At 65.9% G+C, this 17,652-nt stretch carries 20 protein-coding genes; 9 read left to right on the top strand and 11 right to left on the bottom strand.

Annotated features, from left to right (window positions below; genetic code table 11):
- The first annotated feature begins 290 nt into the window (after positions 1–290).
- Positions 291–1,625: a glycosyl transferase gene (locus tag ACZ1JC_RS11825; RefSeq protein WP_465136678.1), complete on the top strand. Its 1,335-nt coding sequence runs from the start codon at positions 291–293 to the stop codon at positions 1,623–1,625.
- Between the two features lie 5 nt (positions 1,626–1,630).
- Here the strand turns inward: ACZ1JC_RS11825 and ACZ1JC_RS11820 are convergent, their stop codons facing one another.
- The 4 genes from ACZ1JC_RS11820 to ACZ1JC_RS11805 are packed head-to-tail and all read right to left on the bottom strand — an operon-like array spanning position 1,631 to position 3,032.
- Entirely contained in the window at positions 1,631–1,783 is a 153-nt protein-coding gene (locus tag ACZ1JC_RS11820) for a hypothetical protein (RefSeq protein WP_465136679.1), read from the bottom strand.
- Between the two features lie 6 nt (positions 1,784–1,789).
- Positions 1,790–1,981, bottom strand: coding sequence for a helix-turn-helix transcriptional regulator (locus ACZ1JC_RS11815; RefSeq protein ID WP_465136680.1), 192 nt, complete (start codon positions 1,979–1,981; stop codon positions 1,790–1,792).
- Positions 1,978–2,592, bottom strand: a complete 615-nt coding sequence (locus ACZ1JC_RS11810; protein ID WP_465136681.1) for a hypothetical protein — start codon at positions 2,590–2,592, stop codon at positions 1,978–1,980. The genes ACZ1JC_RS11815 and ACZ1JC_RS11810 overlap by 4 nt, the downstream gene beginning before the upstream one ends.
- 2 nt (positions 2,593–2,594) lie before the next feature.
- Positions 2,595–3,032, bottom strand: a complete 438-nt coding sequence (locus ACZ1JC_RS11805; protein WP_465136682.1) for a hypothetical protein — start codon at positions 3,030–3,032, stop codon at positions 2,595–2,597.
- A 387-nt stretch (positions 3,033–3,419) separates the two neighbouring features.
- Here ACZ1JC_RS11805 and thrS point away from each other — a divergent pair, with 387 nt between their 5' ends.
- The 3 genes from thrS to ACZ1JC_RS11790 are packed head-to-tail and all read left to right on the top strand — an operon-like array spanning position 3,420 to position 6,545.
- The gene (gene thrS / locus ACZ1JC_RS11800; protein WP_465136683.1) at positions 3,420–5,417 is read left to right on the top strand and encodes a threonine--tRNA ligase; all 1,998 of its coding nucleotides are present in this window, start codon (positions 3,420–3,422) and stop codon (positions 5,415–5,417) included.
- A gap of 13 nt (positions 5,418–5,430) precedes the next feature.
- Positions 5,431–5,874, top strand: a complete 444-nt coding sequence (locus tag ACZ1JC_RS11795; protein WP_465136684.1) for an acetyltransferase — start codon at positions 5,431–5,433, stop codon at positions 5,872–5,874.
- Positions 5,871–6,545, top strand: coding sequence for a spermine/spermidine synthase domain-containing protein (locus tag ACZ1JC_RS11790; protein ID WP_465136685.1), 675 nt, complete (start codon positions 5,871–5,873; stop codon positions 6,543–6,545). The genes ACZ1JC_RS11795 and ACZ1JC_RS11790 overlap by 4 nt, the downstream gene beginning before the upstream one ends.
- 382 nt (positions 6,546–6,927) lie before the next feature.
- Here ACZ1JC_RS11790 and ACZ1JC_RS11785 read toward each other — a convergent pair whose 3' ends face one another.
- From ACZ1JC_RS11785 to ACZ1JC_RS11755, 7 genes are all read right to left on the bottom strand, one after another.
- Positions 6,928–7,146: a hypothetical protein gene (locus ACZ1JC_RS11785; protein ID WP_465136686.1), complete on the bottom strand. Its 219-nt coding sequence runs from the start codon at positions 7,144–7,146 to the stop codon at positions 6,928–6,930.
- Positions 7,147–7,176: 30 nt separating this feature from the next.
- A complete protein-coding gene (locus ACZ1JC_RS11780; protein WP_465136687.1) occupies positions 7,177–7,518 on the bottom strand; it encodes a hypothetical protein in 342 nt (113 codons plus the stop codon).
- A gap of 29 nt (positions 7,519–7,547) precedes the next feature.
- The gene (locus ACZ1JC_RS11775; protein WP_465136688.1) at positions 7,548–8,435 is read right to left on the bottom strand and encodes a bestrophin family protein; all 888 of its coding nucleotides are present in this window, start codon (positions 8,433–8,435) and stop codon (positions 7,548–7,550) included.
- Entirely contained in the window at positions 8,432–8,659 is a 228-nt protein-coding gene (locus tag ACZ1JC_RS11770) for a hypothetical protein (protein WP_465136689.1), read from the bottom strand. Before ACZ1JC_RS11770 ends, ACZ1JC_RS11775 begins: the two co-directional genes overlap by 4 nt.
- Before the next feature lie 211 nt (positions 8,660–8,870).
- The gene (locus tag ACZ1JC_RS11765) at positions 8,871–9,008 is read right to left on the bottom strand and encodes a hypothetical protein (RefSeq protein ID WP_465136690.1); all 138 of its coding nucleotides are present in this window, start codon (positions 9,006–9,008) and stop codon (positions 8,871–8,873) included.
- Positions 9,009–9,186: 178 nt separating this feature from the next.
- Positions 9,187–10,170 carry an agmatine deiminase family protein gene (locus ACZ1JC_RS11760; protein ID WP_465136691.1) on the bottom strand — a complete coding sequence of 328 codons (984 nt, stop codon included), beginning with the start codon at positions 10,168–10,170 and terminating at the stop codon, positions 9,187–9,189.
- Entirely contained in the window at positions 10,167–11,876 is a 1,710-nt protein-coding gene (locus tag ACZ1JC_RS11755) for a M28 family metallopeptidase (protein ID WP_465136692.1), read from the bottom strand. The genes ACZ1JC_RS11760 and ACZ1JC_RS11755 overlap by 4 nt, the downstream gene beginning before the upstream one ends.
- A gap of 299 nt (positions 11,877–12,175) precedes the next feature.
- On the opposite strand from ACZ1JC_RS11755, the gene glnE reads away from it, so the two are divergent.
- The 5 genes from glnE (at position 12,176) to ACZ1JC_RS11730 (ending at position 17,575) form a co-directional block, all read left to right on the top strand.
- Complete coding sequence (glnE, locus tag ACZ1JC_RS11750; protein WP_465136693.1) at positions 12,176–14,896, top strand: bifunctional [glutamate--ammonia ligase]-adenylyl-L-tyrosine phosphorylase/[glutamate--ammonia-ligase] adenylyltransferase; 2,721 nt, start codon at positions 12,176–12,178, stop codon at positions 14,894–14,896.
- On the top strand, positions 14,896–15,369 hold the full coding sequence (locus tag ACZ1JC_RS11745; protein WP_465136694.1) for a peroxiredoxin: 474 nt from the start codon (positions 14,896–14,898) through the stop codon (positions 15,367–15,369). Before glnE ends, ACZ1JC_RS11745 begins: the two co-directional genes overlap by 1 nt.
- A 14-nt stretch (positions 15,370–15,383) precedes the next feature.
- Positions 15,384–16,175, top strand: a complete 792-nt coding sequence (locus ACZ1JC_RS11740; RefSeq protein ID WP_465138615.1) for a ferritin-like domain-containing protein — start codon at positions 15,384–15,386, stop codon at positions 16,173–16,175.
- 150 nt (positions 16,176–16,325) lie between these two features.
- On the top strand, positions 16,326–17,024 hold the full coding sequence (locus ACZ1JC_RS11735) for a M23 family metallopeptidase (protein WP_465136695.1): 699 nt from the start codon (positions 16,326–16,328) through the stop codon (positions 17,022–17,024).
- 320 nt (positions 17,025–17,344) lie between these two features.
- Positions 17,345–17,575 carry a ribbon-helix-helix domain-containing protein gene (locus ACZ1JC_RS11730; RefSeq protein ID WP_465136696.1) on the top strand — a complete coding sequence of 77 codons (231 nt, stop codon included), beginning with the start codon at positions 17,345–17,347 and terminating at the stop codon, positions 17,573–17,575.
- Positions 17,576–17,652 lie beyond the last annotated feature (77 nt).

The following is a 17,652-nucleotide window of genomic DNA, read 5'->3' as shown; positions in this document are numbered from 1 at the left end:
AGGCTGGAAAGATGGGGCGAATTGGAACGCCTTGCATGATCCGCCCCGGCAGAACGCAATCGCAATAATCCTCGTCGCCCCCGCGAAGGCGGGGGCCCCGCTTGCCTTTCGCCACGCACGCAAGAGACAAGCGGGATCCCCGCCTTCGCGGGGATGACAAGGTTTTAGGTGCTTAGAAGGGGTGTATGTCACGCGGCCCCTTTGCCAGATCGATCTTCTGACTGTTGCCCCCCGTGCTCAGAACCGCGTAAGGCGATATTAAAGCGTCCGCTTCAGGATCCCGTCGCACTATGTCCGCGCAGATTCTCGATTTTCCGACCCGGCCCAGCCGGCTGGCCTTGCGGCTGGAATGGTTCGCCACCGAACGTTCGGTGCTGCTCGCGATCTGGGCGCTCTATTTCGCGCTGCGCGTGGCGGTTCTGTTCATCGACGTGGCGCCCACATCCGATGCCGAATGGTACTTTCTGCGCGCCGCAGACATCGCGGCGGGCAAGGGCTATCTGAACGATGCCGGCGCGGCGACCGCGTTCTGGCCGCCGGGCTGGCCGATCGCGCTGGGCTTCGCCTTCACCCAGTTCGGTACTTCTCCGGTAACGCTGGGGGTGTTCAACCTCATCTCCGCGCTGCTGATTGGCCTGCTGACGCTGATGCTGGGCCGCCGGCTGTTCGGCAGCGAGGGCGCGGCGCGGCTGGGGCTGCTGCTGCTGGCAATCTATCCCAATGCCATCGGCTATGTACCGCTGGCGCTGACGGAAGTGTTCTATACCCTGCTGCTGATGGCCGGGTGCTGGGCCGTGGTGGCGCGCGAAAATCGCTGGCAGCTGGTGGGCGCCGGGCTGATCTTCGGCTTCGCGACGCTGGTGAAGGCGCAGACTCTCGTCGTGGTGCCGCTGCTGTTTGCGATCGACTGGCTGCGAATGAAGCCGATGGGCAAGCGCCTGCCGCGTCTGCTGGTCGATGGGCTGGTGGTCGTGGCCGTCGCCATGCTGGTGGTGCTGCCGTGGTCGGTGCGCAACCGGGTGGAACTGGGGGAGTGGGTCGCCGTTTCCACCAATGGCGGCTACACGCTGCTGACCGGCAATCACGACAGCGCCAGCGGCGACTATTCGCCCGACGCGCCCGTGGTCAAAGCGCTGATGGCGCGCAAGGATCTGGACGAAGTGGCCCGCGACGCGCAGGCCCGCGAACTGGCCATGGCGTGGATCACCGCGCATCCGGACAAGTTCCTGGCACTCGCGCCCAAAAAGTTCATCCGCCTGTGGCTGCCCGATGGCGAAGCGGAATGGGCCTATCAGGCAGGCACGCCCGGCTATGCGCGCTTCGAAAGCCTTTTCCGGGCGGTGCGCTGGGGCAATCAGGTCTATTACGGGCTGCTGATGCTCGCCTTCGCGCTGGCCTTCGTGGTGATGACCGTGCGGCGGGTGCATGACCGGATCCGCTGGGCCGGCTGGTGGCTGCTGCCATACGGCCTGGCGCTATATCCGACTGCGATCTGTCTTGTCTTCTCCGGCCAGTCCCGCTTCCACTACCCGGTCATGCCTTTCGTCTGCATGGCGGCGGGCTGGGTGCTGGTGGCGGCGCTGGAACGGCTGGCGTGGCGGCGGCGCCGCGTCACGATTCACTAAAAGCGCTAGAACAGAGCCGGAGCGATCACCCGGATGAGGATGGTGCCAGGCGGGCGCCCTGCCCCCGCAGCCCCCCGGCTTCCGGCGCCGCTTTCATGCAGCACGCCCAGAATTACCAGCACGATCAGCCCAATCGCCAGCCCCGCCTTCGCCCGCATCGGCCCTCAATCCTTCTGAAAAATGCCCTCGATCGCAAGGTCGAAAACCTCGGCAATGCGGAAGGCCAGTGGCAGGGAGGGATCGTAGCGCCCCGTCTCGATCGCATTGACGCTCTGGCGGCTGACCTCCAGCCGCTCGGCGAGGTCCTGCTGGCTCCAGCCGCGCTCGGCCCGCAGGACCTTGAGGCGGTTCTTCATCGTTCCCCCGCACGCATTCGCAACTGGCCGATCCCCATGCCGATGGCCCAGACCGGCACCACCGCCCAGCCGGGAATGTGCGGTACCAGCCGGAAGGTCTCCAGAAAACCCCAGAGCGAGCCCAGCGCCAGAACCGCGCCCAGTCCGTAGAGAGAGGCGATGGCGGCGCGCTGGCGCAGATACTCGTCGGTTTCCTCACGCAGATAGCGCGCGGTGGCCCAGATCATGCCGAAGATCGGCACGACGACCACCAGCGCCAGCATCACGGCGACTGCCGTTCCCGGATGGAACTGCTGCCAGCACCAGATGCCCAGCCCCAGTGCCACGACATAGCCGGCCGAACTCACGCCCATGCGCGTGTTGAAGCGCCGCACTGCCGGACTGCCGCAGCCATTCTCCCGCGCAAGACGGTTGGCGGAGCGCATCATCGGCACGATCATCACCGGCCCCGCCGCCAGCATCAGCGCCAGACTGCCGGAAGCGCCGATCACGCCCGCGATCTGCAGTCCGGCGATGATCGCCATGACCGCAAAGAAGGCCAGCCCCCAGAACACCGGGCTGCCGGTGATGCCACGGCGTGTGGTGGGGGCCAATGGTGCGTTCGCGCTCATCGTCATTCCCCCCGGTTGCGCAGGCGCTGGATCGTGCCGCAAGTGCTCTGCGTCACCACCCAGACCACCGCGATCCAGTAATTGGCGATGGGCGCTATCCCGCCCAGTTCGCTGAGAAAGCCCCAGACCACCGCACAGCACATCGCCACCGTGGTCGCCACCAGGATCTGGCGCACCACCATCATGCGCACGTACTCGTCGTTCTCTTCGGACAAGTAGCGCGCGAAATTGGCGAAGATCGCGATCAGCGGCAGCGCCGGCACCAGCGAGAGCAACGCCACCCAGGGCTGCTGCAGCGGATAGATGTCCGCATGAACGCGCAACCAGACGATCGGCGGCAACACCAGTGCGTAGACGCCCAGCGCCATCAGCGAACGGCGATTATGCCGCCGCTGGGCGGGCGTGAAACTGGCCCAGTACGAAGATGCAGGCCCCTTCATCAGAACGACTCCATGCAAACGCCATCGCCTCGATGACAAGCACGCTTTACTTCATCGCCCGATCTTTGACAAGCACACTTTACAAAATGACGTGCCTGCTTTCCAGATCGACCCGTCGATCCGGGGTGACATTTCCGCGCGGGATCGCTACATCGGCGGGCGATGACGCAGCTGCGCAACACGACCACTACTACTACCACCCGGCGCTCCCGGGGACGGTTGGTTGTGGCCTAAGCAGGCAGCCACCGTCGCCCGGGGTTCGGGCGAGCGGCGTCACTCTTCCGGATCGAGCGAATTTCTAAGGCGCAAAAGCTTCACCCGCGCGCGTGCCTGTGCCATTGGGCCAGAAAATCTGGCACGCAGCCGGAAACCGGAAAGACAAGTTCGATGTCAGAAATGTTCAAGATCAGCCTGCCCGACGGTTCGGTTCGCGAAATGCCCGAAGGCTCCACGCCGGCCGACGTTGCCGCCGCCATCGGCCCCGGCCTTGCCAAGGCCGCGCTTGCCGCGAAGATCGACGGTGAGTTGGTGGACCTCAGCCGCCCCTTCACCGGCGATGCCAACCTCGCGCTCGTCACCAGTCGGGACGAGGAAGAGGCGCTGGACCTTGCCCGTCACGACTATGCCCACGTGCTGGCCGAAGCGGTGCAGGCGCTGTTCCCCGGCACGCAGATCACCTTCGGCCCGTCTACGGGTGACGGTTTCTATTACGACTTCGCCCCGAATCCGGAGCGCGGGCCGTTCACCGACGAAGACCTGCCCGCCATCGAGGCGGAGATGCGTAAGATCATCGCCGCCGACAAGCCGTTGCGCCGTGAGGTGTGGGACCGCGAACAGCTGATCAGCCGCTGGAAGCAGCAGGGTGAGAACTTCAAGGCCGAATGGGCCGCCGAACTTCCGGGCGACGAGCCGCTGACCGTCTACTGGTCGGGTGAGGACTGGCTGGACATGTGCCGCGGCCCGCACTTGCCCTCCACCGGCAAGCTGGACCCGGCGGCCTTCAAGCTGACGCGCGTTTCGGGCGCCTATTGGCGCGGCGACCAGAAGAACGCGATGCTTTCGCGCATCTACGGCACCGGCTGGCTGAACAAGAAGCAGCTTGCCGCGCACCTGACGCGCCTTGAGGAAGCCGCCAAGCGCGACCACCGCAAGCTGGGCAACGAGATGGACCTGTTCCACCTCCAGGCCGAAGCGCACGGTTCGGTATTCTGGCACCCCAAGGGCTACGTGATCTATCGCGCTCTTGAGGATTACATGCGCCGCGCGATCAGCCAGGCCGACTGCAAGGAAGTGAAGACGCCGCAAGTCATGGACGCGCGGCAGTGGGAAGCCTCCGGCCACTGGGGCAAGTACCGCGAGAACATGTTCGTCATCCCCGACGAAGTGCCGAATACCGAGGATGACGGCCCGATCATCTCGAACGACGCGCAGTGGATGGCCTTGAAGCCGATGAACTGCCCGGCGCACGTGCTGATCTTCAAGCAGGGCATCAAGTCCTACCGCGATCTGCCGCTGCGTATCGTCGAAAACGGCTGCTGCCACCGCAACGAGCCGCACGGCGCGCTGCACGGGCTGATGCGCGTGCGCCAGTTCACGCAGGACGACGGCCACATCTTCTGCCGCGAAGACCAGATCGTCGGCGAAGTGCAGGCCTTCTGCGAGATGGCGGACCGCGTCTACAAGGACTTCGGCTTCACCTACTCGATCAAGCTGGCGCTGCGTCCGGACAACCGCATCGGCACCGAAGAACAGTGGGACAAGGCAGAGGCCGAACTGCGCGACGCCGTCGTGCGCGCGGGCCTGGCCACCGAAGAATACGGCTGGGAAGAACTGCCCGGCGAAGGCGCGTTCTATGCGCCCAAGCTGGAATGGCATCTGACCGACGCGATCGGCCGCACCTGGCAGGTCGGCACGATCCAGTCCGACCGCATGCTGCCCGAACGCCTCGACGCGCACTACATCGGCGAGGACGGCGAGAAGCACCGACCGGTCATGCTGCACCGCGCGATCTTCGGTTCCTACGAGCGCTTCATCGGCATCCTGATCGAGCACTTCGCCGGCAAGCTGCCGGTCTGGCTCGCCCCGGTTCAGGCCGTGGTGACCACGATCGTCTCCGATGCCGACAGCTATGCGCAGGAAGTGTCGCAGAAGCTGAAGGCGGCCGGCGTGCGCGTGGAAACCGACCTGCGCAATGAGAAGATCAACTACAAGGTGCGCGACCATTCGCTGAAGAAGGTTCCGCATCTGGTGGTGGTCGGCAAGCGCGAGGCTGAGGAAGGCACCGTCGCCATCCGCACGCTGGGCGCAGAGCACCAGAAGGTCATGACGCTCGACGAAGCCATCGCCATGCTCAAGGCCGAATCCACCGCGCCCGATCTGCGCTGATGGCTCGGCTCCGGTGATCAGGCCCGGCTCCCCCGACGACGCCCCGCGCGCCTTTGCCATCTGGCGCGCGGCGGTGGACGCCACGCACGGCTTCCTGTCGGCAGAGCACAAGGTCGAGATCGCCGGGCAGGTCGAAGCGATGCTCCCGGCGGTTCCCTTGTGGATCGCCGAGGATGCGGGCGGCACGGCGCAAGGCTTCATGGTCTTCGTCGATGGATCGATAGAGGCGCTGTTCGTCGATCCGGCGGTCCACGGGCGGGGCTTCGGCTCGGCGCTGGTCGCCCATGCGCTGGCGCTGGAGCCGCAGGCCCGCGTCGATGCCAACGAGCAGGCCGACAACGCCCTGCCCTTTTACGAATCGCGCGGTTTCCTGCGCACCGGCCGGTCCGAACGCGACGCCGACGGCCGCGCCTATCCCATCATTCACTTGCGTCATCCCGGAAAGACATCAGCATGATCAAGCGCGAGCTTATCGACACCGCGTGGATCCCTGACGGGGAGAAGCTTGAGCTTTACAAGCACGATCAGGATTACATGATCGTGCTGGGGCACAACGAGCTGATGTCCACGCGCAAGTGGGGCAGCGAGGAAGCCCTCGCGACGATGGCCTTCGACCGCGTGAAGGGCGTGACCAAGCGCCCGCACTTCCTGATCGGCGGCTATGGCATGGGCTTCACCCTGCGCGCCGCGCTGCGCACCCTGCCTGAGGATTCGAAGATCACGGTCGTCGAACTGGTGCCCGAGATCATCGAATGGGCGCGCGGGCCGATGGCCGATCTGGCGCAGGGTTGCCTCGAAAATCCCCGCGTCAATCTGGTGATGGGCGATGTGGCGCATGTGATCGACGGATCGCGCGCCGCCTACGATGCGATCCTGCTCGATGTCGACAACGGCCCCGATGGGCTGGTGCGCGAGGATAACAACGTCATTTACTCGAAGGCCGGCCTGCGTGCGGCGCGCAATGCGCTGACGCCGGACGGCGTGCTGGCGGTGTGGTCCGCCGGTGCCGATCCCGCTTTCACCCGCCGTCTGGAACGCGCCGGGTTCAAGGTGGATGAAGTGAAGGTCGCCTCGCGCAGCAACGGCAAGGGGCCGAAGCACGTGATCTGGTTCGCCACGCCGGAGTAACCGGCGGGCGGGGCGGCCGGCTGCGCGCAACATCGGCGCACAAGCTCCGCAATCAAAAACTCGTCGCCCCCGCGAAGGCGGGGGCCCCGCTTATTTTGGTTCACGCGGAGACGCAGAAGTGTCGGCGGCAGCACGATCCCTCTGCGTCTCCGCGTCTCCGCGTCTCCGCGTCTCCGCGTCTCCGCGTGCTAAAAAAGAAAGAAGCGGGATCCCCGCCTTCGCGGGGATGACGGGGTTATTTGATTAGGTCGGGGTACGTTGGGTTGAATTGAGCTGGCTAGGCTTGGCTGGACTGGGCTTGACTGGACTGGGCTTGACTGGGCTGGGCTGGGCTGGGCTGGGCTGGGCTGGGCTGGGCGCGAAATCCCCGCCCGAAACCCAGTCAACGCGGAAGGCTGCGATCCCCGCGCGCCTGAATCCGCCGCGCTTTGGCCCTTCCGGCCGCCGCCACCAGAACGCTGGTGCTCAGCAGAATGCCCGAGACCAATATGCCCACGGCCACCAGCCCCGGCGGGCTGAAGTCGGTGCGGGCGTCGAGTTCCACCCATTTGCCCAGCCGCACAGTGGCGCGGGCGGTCTGGCGATCCTTGGAGAGACGCATCACGGCTCCTTCGTGCTATCGCACCAAGGACTAGCCTTCCTGCGCCAGCCGATCCAGCCAAGCCTGCGCCTGCTTGGGCTCACCCACCGCATGCGATTGCACCGGCCCGCGAGCCGCAAGGAATTCGGCGTGGAGCGCGAAAGGCTCCATATCCAGCTGATCGCGCAACTGGTCGATCTCGTCGGCCAGTTCGGTAAGGCCGTCCACCAAAGGCGCGGCCTTGGCGCGGGCCTGTTTGTCCTTGTTGTGGCCGAACAGGCCCCACTGCCCCGCCGCCGTCACCCGCAGCGCCTCGATCAGCGCGGCGCGGTATTCGATTTCGAGGTCGGCACGGCGGGTGTCCATGCGTTCAAGACGGTCTATTTTGGCCATGGACCGCTCCTAGAGCGCTTTGTCCAGAATCACCACAGGATGCCGTGCTTGTCCTGCACGATCGGCGGCGGTGCTTCCTCGCCGATGGACTGGAGCAGGTCGATCTCGATGGTGCGGCACATGGCGTTGAGCGGCAAGTCGTGAACCGAGTTGGCGAAAGGATCGACCAGATCGTCACCGATCGCCAGCACCGCCAGGAACATGATTCCCGCCAGGGTCGAGCCCAGCGGCGTCGCCACGCCCAGCGTCTCCACCAGGCCGATCGGCAGCAGGATGCAGAACATGTGGGTGAAGACGGTGGGGAAGAAGCGATACTGATAGGGCAGCGGCGTGTTCTTCAGCCGTTCCATGCCTCCCTGCGCATTGGCGATGTCCACCAACACGGCTTCCATCTGCGTCTGCTGGATGGTGTCGATCCAGCCCTTGCGCCGCGCCTCATCTATACGGCGGCCGGTATCGTCGAGAATGCCGTTGGCGATGTTCACCCGCTCCAGCGATTCGTCGGCATCGCCGCGCGACAGCATGCGCCGCACTTCCTCGTCCGGCTTGATCCGGCGCAGCTGGCAGCGCAGCGCGTTGACGTAGGCGATCTGGCGCAGCACCACGCGGCGCTTCAGCTCGGTGGCTTCCGGATCGGGCATGAAATTGCGCGCGGCACGGGCGATGTTGCGGCTGGCATTGATCATCAGCCCCCACAGCCCGCGCCCTTCCCACCAGCGCTGGTAGGCGGAGTTGCTGCGAAAGCCCAGGAACAGCGCCAGCGCCGAACCGAACAGCGTAACCGGCAGGTTGGGCGCGTGGAACGGCAGCATGAAGTACGTCACCGTGACCACGACGTCCCAGACGAACAGCACGGTAATCGGCTTCCAGATCTCTCGCAGGATCTGGAGGGGTTGCAGCGAAGGGGTAACGATCATCGCTTGGCGGAATCCTCCACGACGGCCGCCTTGCCATCGGTCTTGACGGTCGCGGCATTGGACAGCGCGACCGAGGTTCCCGAAACCGGCCGCAGGGTGAACCATTCGGCCCTGTCGACGGCAACGAGAAAGCCCAGCACGCCCAGGCCGAACAGCAATAGCAGAAAATTCCCGACGAGCGATTGGCGAAGACGGGCCCGCTCGGCTTCGGTCGTGGGTTGCATGGCGTATCTCCAGTTCAAATCGCGTGAGCGCTTAAACTGGGAGGCTATGATTTCGTTTGCATCGACCGAACGTGACATTTCATTGCTGCACTGCAGCAGACACGATGTGCAGTGCAGCAGAAACGATAAGACGCAAACGGGCGCGCCAAAACGTTCTGAAACGACGAGGAAAACCGGGAGGATTGTGTGCCTGGAGCACACTTCCAGCGCCTCAGAAGGGCAGCGGAGCCTTGGCGAGAATCAGCGCCAGTGCGCAGCCGCACACGATGGTGACGCGCAGGATCTCTACCTGAACGGTGGAGCGGGCGACGGGCGCAAGAGCGAGAATGCGGGCCATGAAAGCGATCATGCGCCTGCCCGGTTGCCAATCGGTTAAAGGCGTGAACCCGCTATGTGTCGCTTGAAGCGGAAGACTTCACCCTGAATCGTCATTGCGAGCGTAGCGAAACAATCTAGGGGCGATCCCGCGCCGCTCTGGATTGCTTCGCTACGCTCGCAATGACGAAGGGTAGTTCAGACAGACACCATCATGCTCTGGAAGGCATCTGCTGGCTGGAGCAGTGGAACGAACCACCACCGGCCAGCACCGCATCGGCCATGACGCCCACGGTATCGCGATCGGGGAACAGTTCTGCGATGGCGGCAATGCCGTCCGCGTCATGCTCGGTGCCGTAGATCGGCACGACCACCAGCTTGGAAGTGATCGCGAAATTCATGTAGCTGGCCGGCTCGATCCGGCCGTCAGACTCAACCCGGCCCGGCGAGGGCACTTCGCGCACGGTCACGCCCATTGCCTCGGCCCGGGCCTTGGCATCGGCGTAGATCGCGGCGTTGGGATCGTTCGGGCCGGTCGCGCGCGGCAGGGCCAACACATTGGGCGCCACGAAGCGCGCAAGGTTGTCGACATGGCCGTCGGTATGATCGTTGATCAGGCCGTCGCCCAGCCACAGCACGCGGTCGTAGCCCAGATCGCGCTTCAGGCGCATTTCCAGATCGCCGCGGCTCAGGTGCGGATTACGATTGGGGTTGAGCAGGCACTGCTCGGTGGTGGCAACCAGCCCGGTGCCGTCGCCATCCAGCGCGCCGCCTTCCAGAATCCAGTCCGAGGTTTCCACCTCCAGCCCGGCATCCTGCGCCAGTTCGGCGCCGATTTCCTGGTCCCCATCCATCAGGTACTTGCCGCCCCAGCCGTTGAAGCCGAAGCGCATGGCCTTGAGCGCGCCCGCACCGTCGGCACAGACCAGCGGCCCGGTATCGCGCAGCCAGACGTCGCCATAGCGGCGCACTTCCAGCGAGACCTTGGACGAGACGAGCGAGGCCGCGCGCGCACGGTTGGCCTCGTCCCGCACGATCAGGCGCACTTCCTGCCCCGATTCGGCCACGGCCGAGGCGAACTCGGCCATCTGCACCTGTGCGGCTTCCAGAAAGCCCGGCCATTCCACCGGGTCATGCGGGAAGCCGATCCAGATCCAGTCCTGCGGATGCCACTCGGGGGGAAGGGCGAAAGTCACTTGTGGCAGCCTCCTTGAGCCGCGGCGCAAGCCTTGTCGCGGATCGCGCGGAATTCGTCGGTTTCGTGCCAGTTCGGCCAGAAGTCCGAATCGGCGAGCGTGCGGCCGAGCCGATAGTAGAGCCCCGCCGTCTGGGCAATGCCGTCCCAGTTCCACGCCTCGGAGTATTCATCCTTGGGCCCGTGGTAGCGGTTCGAGTTGTAATCCTCGCTGGCCGCGTCGCCTGCAGCCTTGCCGCCCTCAACCCAGTCGGTGCTGGCGGCCAGATCGAACATCGGCACGCCGCGCTTCGCCATCGAGAAGTGGTCGGAACGATAGTAATAGCCGCGCTCGGTGTGCTCCTCGGGCACTTCGCTCAGGCCCTCGTCCGCCAGTTCGTCGCGGAAGATCGAAGTGAGGTCGGACTTGTCACCCCCGGTCATGGCATAGGAGCGCGTGCGACTACCCGGCAGCAGCGCATCCATGTTGACCCCGCCCACGGTGTGGTCGAGCGGGTAGATCGGGTTGGCGGCGTAATATTCCGAACCGAGCAGGCCCGATTCCTCCAACGTCACCGCCACGAAGACCTGGCTGCGCGCAGCCGGGCCAGCCTTGGCATTGGCCTCGGCAATTGCGGCCAGCGCGGCGACGCCGGTGGCATTGTCCACCGCGCCGTTGCAGATGCCGTCGCCGGTCTTGTCCGGCGTGCAGTGGCCAAGGTGGTCCCAGTGCGCCGAATAGAGCACGTATTCATCCGGGCGCACCTTGCCCGGCAGCACGCCGACGACGTTGTGCGAGGTGGAGCGGCGGATCGCATTGTCGAAGCCCAGGCTGACCTTCAGGCCCAGCGGCACCGGCTTGAAACCCTTCTGCTTGGCAGCAGCCGACAGCGCAACAAGGTCCTTGCCTGAAGCCTTCAGGATCGATTCGACCACCGACTTCTGAATCCAGCCATTGGCGGCGGTCTGGTCCATGTCGTCGTTCGGCGTCGCCACGCGGTACTGCGCGCCGGTCCAGCTGGAATTGACAACGTTCCAGCCGTAGGCGGCGGGGAAAGTGTCATGCACGATCAGCGCAGCGGTGGCACCCTGGCGCGCGGCTTCCTCGAACTTGTAGGTCCAGCGGCCGTAATAGGTCATGCGGCGGCCCTTGAACGGGCCTTCCTCGGTGGCGGCGTCATAGTCGGCATCGTTGACCAGGATGACCGCGGTCTTCCCGTGCATGTCGATCCCGGCATAGTCGTTCCAACCCAGTTCCGGCGCATTGATGCCGTAGCCGACGAAGACCAGTTCGCTGTCCTTCACCTGCGTCTTGGGCGTCACGCGGTAGCTGGCGGCCACATAGTCGTCACCGAACTTGAACGAGAGCGGCGTCTTGCTGCCCGTCACCGTCAGCGCGGAATGGTTGCTGCCGGTGATCTCCACCGTCGGCACGTCCTGCAGCCACTGGCCCTTGTTGCCCGGCTGGAGGCCTGCCTTCTTGAACGATGCGATGATGGTGTCGAGCACCTTGAGCTCTGCGCTCGTGCTGGGTGCGCGGCCTTCGAAATCGTCCGAGGACAGCGTCTTCACCAGCGTCTTCATGTTGTCGACCGAAAGCTGCGGCGCCGGCTGCGCGGTCATCGGCGGCGGCGGCAGGGCGGTGCCCTTCGGCAACTTGGGCGCGGCGATGACGGCCGTGCCGAAGCACAGGGCGACAGAGGCAAGCAGGGCGGCGGTGCGTTTCATTGTCTGGGCGATCCTGTTTTCAGACCTCGACTGCATCGGGCCTGTTGTACTTTTGGATGACCGGCCTCGTGCCAGAGGCAGGCGGTGGGCACAAGGCGGAGCGAAGGCACGGCATATCCTTCAATAAACCCCGTCATCCCCGCGAAGGCGGGGATCCCGCTTGTCTTTCAACGCCCGCGGCATGGCTCAAGAAAGGCGGGCCCCCCGCCTTCGCGGGGGCGACGAGATGCTAAGTTCGGAATACGCCGCGCCAACCGACACGCTTGCCCTCAGGCTCCCGCTTGGGCAGGAACCCCGGCATGGATGCCGAACTGCAAGCCGATTGGACCGGCGCGATCGAACGCGCGCGTGCCCATGCCCCTTACCTCGCCTCGCTGCTGGACCGGCATCCGGACCTTGCCGGGCTGCTGGCAGAGGGCAAGGGCGAGGACGCGCTAGCTTTCGCCCGCACCGCCGGCAGCGGCATCGACGATGTCGGCATCGCGCTGCGCCGCGAGAAGCAGGCAATGGCCCTCGCCCTCGGCATCGGCGACCTTGCCGGGGCCTTCCCGCTGCTGCGCGTCACCGGCGAGCTTTCCGCACTGGCCGACCGCGCGCTCGATGGCGCCATTGCCGAGGGTATCCGCCGCCGCGTGCCCGATGCGGAGCCTGCCGGTTTCCTCGCCCTCGCACTCGGCAAGCATGGCGCGGGCGAACTCAACTACAGTTCGGATATCGATCCGATCCTGCTGTTCGATCCCGAACTGCTCCCCCGGCGAGAGCGGGACGAACCGGGCGAGGCCGCCCAGCGCGTGGCCCGCGCGGTGGTGGAGACGCTCGGCAAAGTCACCGACCACGGCTACGTCTTCCGCATCGACTTGCGCCTGCGCCCGGCCTCCGAGGTCAGCCCGCTGGCGATTTCGATCAACGGGGCGCTGAGTCATTATGAATCGTCCGCGCTGGCGTGGGAGCGCGCCGCCTTCATCCGCGCCCGCGCCTGTTCGGGCGATGTCGCCGCGGGCGAGGCGTTTCTGGCCGCGATCCGCCCCTTCGTCTGGCGCAAGAGCCTGGATTTCGGCGCCATTGCCGAGATCGGCCGCCTCACCGCGCAGATTCGCGCCAATACGCGCGGCAGCGCCACCGTCGGCCCCGGCTTCGACCTGAAGAAAGGGCGCGGCGGCATTCGCGAGGTGGAGTTCTACGCCCAGACCCACCAACTCATTCACGGCGGCCGCAACCCCGCGCTGCGCCTGCGCGGCACCCGCGCCACGCTGGACGCGCTGGCCGAAGCCGGGCTGGTGCCGGCCGAGGATGCGCGCCTGCTGGGCGAAAGCTACGACCGCCTGCGCACCATCGAACACCGCCTGCAGATGGTGCAGGACCAGCAGACCCACGCCCTGCCGATGCGGCCCGAAGCGCTGGAAGCCGTGGCCAAGCTTGACGGGTTGCCCGATGGCGAGGCCCTGCTCAGCGAACTCCGCACGATCACCGATGCCGTGGGCGAACGCTATGACGCGCTGGTCATGGCCAACACCCCGCTCGGCCCCACAACGCAAGTCGCCATGCCCGCGCAGGACGACTTGCGCGACGAACTGGCCGGGCTTGGCATTGCCGATGCCGAGGCGATGGCCCACCGCGTCGAAGGCTGGCTTTCCGGCGGGATGCGCGCGCTGCGTTCGGACGCGGCGCGCGCCGCCTTCGCCGCCGTGCGCGCCGATCTGTTCGCCGCGCTGGCCGCCGCGCCGGAGCCGGAGCGCGCCTTCGCCCGCTTCGAAAAGCTGCTGAACAACCTGCCCTCCGCCATCAACCTGTTCCGCCTGCTGGAAGCCCGCCCGGCGCTGCTGGAACGGCTGGCGCGCATCCTCAGCCTTGCGCCCACGCTGGCCGACGCGCTGGCCCGGCGCGCCGATCTGCTGGACCCGCTGATCGATGCCAGCGCCTTCGACCTGCCCGGATCGGTGGACGAGCTGGTCGCCGAATTCACCCAGTTCGAGCCCGGTGCCGACTACGAACAGAAGCTGGGCACCGTGCGCCGCAAGGTGGGCGACCGGCGTTTTGCGCTGGGCGTGCAACTGATCGAGGGCGCCAACGATCCGCTCGACATCGGCCATGCCCTCGCCCGCATTGCCGAAGCCGCGCTGGTGGTGCTGACCGACGCCGCGCTGGAGGAATTCCGCGCCGTCCACGGCGTGGTGCCGGGCAGCGAACTGGTGGTGCTCGGCCTTGGCCGCATGGGCGGCGGCGTGCTCACCCATGCCTCCGACCTCGATCTGATCTACCTGTTCACCGGCGATTTCGCGGGCGAATCGGATGGGCGGCGGCCGCTGGGGGCAACGCTCTATTACAACCGCGTCTCGCAGCGCGTGACCGCCGCGCTATCGGTGCCGACGGCCGAAGGCGCGCTCTACGAAGTCGATACCCGCCTTCGGCCCTCTGGCGAGCAGGGCCCGCCTGCCGCCAGCCTCGACAGCTTTGCACGCTATCAGCAGGAACAGGCCTGGACCTGGGAACACATGGCGCTCTGCCGCGCCCGCGCGCTTTACGGCTCGGCCAAGGCGCGCGCCGACCTTGGCGACGTGATTCACAGCGTGCTCGCCGCGCCGCGCGATGCGGACAAGCTGCGCGCGGACGTGCTGGAAATGCGCGCCAAGATGGCCGGGCACAAACCCGCCAAGGGCCCGCTGGATGTGAAGCTGATGCGCGGCGGACTGGTGGACCTCGAATTCCTTGTCCACTTCACGCAGCTGCGCAGTGGGCTCGGCCTCGATCCCGATCTGGGCGCGGCGCTGCAATTGCTGGTGGCGGACGGGTTGCTGCCGGCCACGCTGGTGGAGGCGCATGACGTCATGACGCGCCTGCTGGTGGCCGGCCGCCTCTTCGCGCCCGATACCCAGGTGCCGGGCAAGCCCTCCTGCATGGCGCTGGAACGCGCCTGCGGCTATGGCGCATGGCAAGAGCTTGAATCTGCCCTCGCCCGGGCCCGCGCGTATGTCGCCGCGAGCTGGAGCGAGACTTTCGGCGAAACACTGGAGACCACTTGATGAGCACCCGTCCTGCAGCCGGAGACCCGTTCCCCGATATCGCGATGGAAACGCCCGAAGGCGGCAGCGTGAAGGCTTCGGACTTCGCGGGCCGGAAGCTGGTCGTGTTCTTCTACCCCAAGGACAACACCCCCGGCTGCACCACCGAAAACCTCGATTTCTCGGCCCTGAAGGGTGAGTTCGACGCAGCCGGCGTTGCCCTGCTGGGCGTCAGCAAGGATTCGGCGAAGAAGCACCAGAACTTCATCGCCAAGCATGACCTCAAGGCCCCGCTCGCCAGCGATGCCGAGGAAGGCGGCCTGTCCGACGCGCTCGGCATCTGGACCGAGAAGCAGAACTACGGCCGCACCTATATGGGCATGGTCCGCACCACCTACCTGATCGGCCCCGATGGCAAGATCGCCCGCGTGTGGGACAAGGTGAAGGTCAAGGACCACGCTGCACACGTGCTGGAGGCCGCCAAGGCGCTCTGATCGTGCAGTCTCCAATGCCCAGTGTTGCCGCCGCGATCCGCGAGGTGCTGCTCGAATCCGACCCCCGCGCCAAAATCATGGCTACCCGCAAGGTGGCACGCGACTGGCGGCTGGGCCGCCTCGCCTATGCCTTCGATGTGGAAATGCCCGAGGAACCGGGTCGGCCGGCCGCGCCTGAACTGCTGCCGCCGAACCGCATGCCCAAGCGCGGCAAGGGCGGTTCGGAACGCGGCCGGCTCGCGCTCTGGCATGCGATCGCCCATATCGAATTCGTTGCCATCGACCTTGCGCTCGACATGGCGGGGCGATTCGGTGCGCAGATGAACAAAGGATTCGTCAGCGATTTCCTCTCGGTCGCCGCCGATGAAGCGCTGCACTTCGCGCTGATCGACCGGCATATGCGCGCACTGGGTGGGCACTACGGCGCCCTGCCCGCGCACAGCGGCCTCTGGGACGCTGCGCACGAGACGCGCCACGACGTTACCGCGCGCCTCGCCGTGGTGCCGATGGTGCTGGAAGCGCGCGGACTGGACGTGACGCCGGCCATGCTGGAGCGGGTGCGAAGTTCGGGTGACGAGCGCGGCGCGCGCATCCTCGAAAGAATCCTTGACGATGAAATCCGCCACGTTCGTTTCGGCTCAACCCATTTCGCCGCATGCGCCGAAGCGATGAACGGTGAACCGAGCGAGCTTTGGAAAACCCTGGTTTCCCGCCATTTTCGTGGTGCCGTTAAGCCGCCGTTCAACGACTCGGCGCGCCTCGCTGCCGGTTTATCGCGGGATTTCTACCTTGGGGTTGTCTGTTAGGAACTGATCGGCATAACTCCACCTCGCGAGACGGCGGGGGGTTCCGACCATCTCACATAACTAGGGTTAACGGTGCGCCGCTTGGCGTGCCGGTCGCTAAAGACAAGCGTCGAATCTCTCGGGATTCCGGCGGATAACAAGGTATTGCGAGTGGTCGTAACGAAACTCATTGCCAAGTTCCGCACGGTGTCGGCTACGGTCGCAGTCGCGGGTCTTTCGCTGGCAGCCCACCCCGCCATGGCCAACAGCGCCGCAGCCGCCGCCGACATTTCGGCCCCGCTGCGCACCGCCCAGGCCGCCAACCAGTCGGCCAGCGGCGGTGAGGACGAACAGTTCCGCACCCTGTTCAGCTCCTGGCAGAATTTCGAGGAAACCGGCCTTGCCGCGGCCAAGGCGAAGCCCGCCATCCCCGGCACCGCCCGTCTTTCCGGCGTCAACATCCCCTCGCGCACCCCGCTTGAAGGCCTGAAGCTCACCAGCAGCTTCGGCATGCGCGAACACCCGATTTTCGGCGGCCGCCGCGCCCACAAGGGCATCGATCTGGCCGCCCCCGTCGGCACCCCGATCTACGCAACCGCTGACGGCGTCGTCGGCAAGGCTTCGTGGTTCGGCGGTTACGGCCTGTTCGTCGAACTCGAACATGGCGGCGACCTTGAAACCCGTTACGGCCACATGTCGCGCCTGAACGTTGCCGAGGGCCAGATGGTCCACAAGGGCGACGTGATCGGCTATGTCGGCACCACCGGCAATTCGACCGGCCCGCACCTCCACTACGAAGTCCGCGTCGACGGCGAAGCGGTCAACCCGATCCCCTACATGCAGGGCGATCGCATGGCCTCCGCCAACTAAGCAGGGCTTCGGCCGACAGAGTTTCAAACCGGCCAGGAACCGCGAAAAGACGGTCCGGCCTTCACGGTTTGGAGAGGAGGGAAGAGGCGGCCTCAGGGCCGCCTTTTCTTATGGGCGATCCGGATTATCCGATCGCTGAGGATACCCTGCCGCTCTTTCTTCGTCGCCCCCGCGAAGGCGGGGGGTCCCGCTTTTTTGCGGGCGGAGAAGAACAAGCGGGGTCCCCGCCTTCGCGGGGACGACGAGGTCAGTGGCGCAAGTATAACGCCCAGCAGCAGAACCAGCTTCAAACCGGGCGGAACCACGCCTAGGCTGGCCGCGTGACGTCACTCTATCACCCACCCATCAAGCGTTCGGTCGAGATCGCCGGGCACAAGACCTCGATCAGTCTTGAGCCGGTATTCTGGGACATGCTGCGCGTCGCCGCCGCCGAAGCGGGCGTACCGGTGAACGCGCTGGTCGCCCGAATCGATGCCGAGCGACTGGAGGCGGAAGTCCCGCCCGGCCTCGCCGGCGCGGTGCGCGTGTGGCTGGTGGCGAATCGGCCCTAGGGGGCGTTGCACCCAAGCATCTCGATCGAGTTTCTTTTTGCCATCTTGCCAGCCCCGGCTCGAACGCTAGGCTTCGC

The sequence above is a fragment of the Sphingomonas sp. BL-S-28 genome, assembly GCF_055521515.1.
This window is presented reverse-complemented; position numbering and strand designations above follow the sequence as displayed.

What these genes read in the sequence shown, in the direction of transcription:
- ACZ1JC_RS11755 (WP_465136692.1), bottom strand. Translation starts at nt 11,876, where the DNA reads ATGAAACGCACCGCCGCCCTGCTTGCCTCTGTCGCCCTGTGCTTCGGC.
- ACZ1JC_RS11790 (WP_465136685.1), top strand. Translation starts at nt 5,871, where the DNA reads ATGATCAAGCGCGAGCTTATCGACACCGCGTGGATCCCTGACGGGGAG.
- ACZ1JC_RS11820 (WP_465136679.1), bottom strand. Translation starts at nt 1,783, where the DNA reads ATGCGGGCGAAGGCGGGGCTGGCGATTGGGCTGATCGTGCTGGTAATT.
- ACZ1JC_RS11745 (WP_465136694.1), top strand. Translation starts at nt 14,896, where the DNA reads ATGAGCACCCGTCCTGCAGCCGGAGACCCGTTCCCCGATATCGCGATG.
- ACZ1JC_RS11765 (WP_465136690.1), bottom strand. Translation starts at nt 9,008, where the DNA reads ATGATCGCTTTCATGGCCCGCATTCTCGCTCTTGCGCCCGTCGCCCGC.
- ACZ1JC_RS11825 (WP_465136678.1), top strand. Translation starts at nt 291, where the DNA reads ATGTCCGCGCAGATTCTCGATTTTCCGACCCGGCCCAGCCGGCTGGCC.
- ACZ1JC_RS11805 (WP_465136682.1), bottom strand. Translation starts at nt 3,032, where the DNA reads ATGAAGGGGCCTGCATCTTCGTACTGGGCCAGTTTCACGCCCGCCCAG.
- ACZ1JC_RS11780 (WP_465136687.1), bottom strand. Translation starts at nt 7,518, where the DNA reads ATGGCCAAAATAGACCGTCTTGAACGCATGGACACCCGCCGTGCCGAC.
- ACZ1JC_RS11810 (WP_465136681.1), bottom strand. Translation starts at nt 2,592, where the DNA reads ATGAGCGCGAACGCACCATTGGCCCCCACCACACGCCGTGGCATCACC.
- thrS (WP_465136683.1), top strand. Translation starts at nt 3,420, where the DNA reads ATGTCAGAAATGTTCAAGATCAGCCTGCCCGACGGTTCGGTTCGCGAA.
- ACZ1JC_RS11770 (WP_465136689.1), bottom strand. Translation starts at nt 8,659, where the DNA reads ATGCAACCCACGACCGAAGCCGAGCGGGCCCGTCTTCGCCAATCGCTC.
- glnE (WP_465136693.1), top strand. Translation starts at nt 12,176, where the DNA reads ATGGATGCCGAACTGCAAGCCGATTGGACCGGCGCGATCGAACGCGCG.
- ACZ1JC_RS11740 (WP_465138615.1), top strand. Translation starts at nt 15,384, where the DNA reads ATGCCCAGTGTTGCCGCCGCGATCCGCGAGGTGCTGCTCGAATCCGAC.
- ACZ1JC_RS11815 (WP_465136680.1), bottom strand. Translation starts at nt 1,981, where the DNA reads ATGAAGAACCGCCTCAAGGTCCTGCGGGCCGAGCGCGGCTGGAGCCAG.
- ACZ1JC_RS11785 (WP_465136686.1), bottom strand. Translation starts at nt 7,146, where the DNA reads ATGCGTCTCTCCAAGGATCGCCAGACCGCCCGCGCCACTGTGCGGCTG.
- ACZ1JC_RS11775 (WP_465136688.1), bottom strand. Translation starts at nt 8,435, where the DNA reads ATGATCGTTACCCCTTCGCTGCAACCCCTCCAGATCCTGCGAGAGATC.